Annotated in this window: 1 protein-coding gene; it reads left to right on the top strand. The window is 64.7% G+C overall.

What is annotated here, in order from left to right:
- Positions 1 to 39: 39 nt before the first annotated feature.
- Positions 40 to 496 (top strand): SDR family oxidoreductase (locus EN780_RS37415; RefSeq protein WP_133373008.1); only part of this gene is annotated, 457 nt, incomplete at its 3' end.

Here is a 496-nt window from a genome sequence, read left to right as displayed (position 1 = left end):
GTATATGCATCTCCATCCAAAACAGAAGGAGTTCTCGCCATGACCACCCGGCCCATCGCTCTCATCACCGGCGGCAGCCGCGGCCTCGGCCGCAACACCGCGCTCAGCCTCGCCCGCAAGGGCGTCGACGTCATCGTTACCTATCGCTCGCGCGCCGACGAAGCTGAGGCGGCTGTCGCCGAAATCGAGGCTGCTGGCGGCCGCGCCGCGGCGCTCCAACTCGACACCGGCGCCGTCGCCACCTTCCCCGCCTTCGCCGAGGCGTTGAAGAAGACGCTGAAGGAGACCTGGCAGCGCGACCGCTTCGACTATCTCATCAACAATGCCGGCACCGGCCTGCGCAAGATGATCGCCGAGACAACCGAGGAGGAGTTCGACACGCTGATGAACACCCACCTCAAGGGTGTGTTCTTCCTCACCCAGGCGCTGCTGCCGCTGATCAATAACGGCGGCCGCATTATCAACATCTCCAGCGGTCTCGCCCGTTTCGCCGCAC

This window comes from Mesorhizobium sp. M4B.F.Ca.ET.089.01.1.1, assembly GCF_004022605.1.
Lineage (GTDB): Bacteria > Pseudomonadota > Alphaproteobacteria > Rhizobiales > Rhizobiaceae > Mesorhizobium > Mesorhizobium abyssinicae.
Note: the sequence above shows the minus strand (reverse complement) of the source record. Positions and strands in the feature narration are given on the sequence as shown.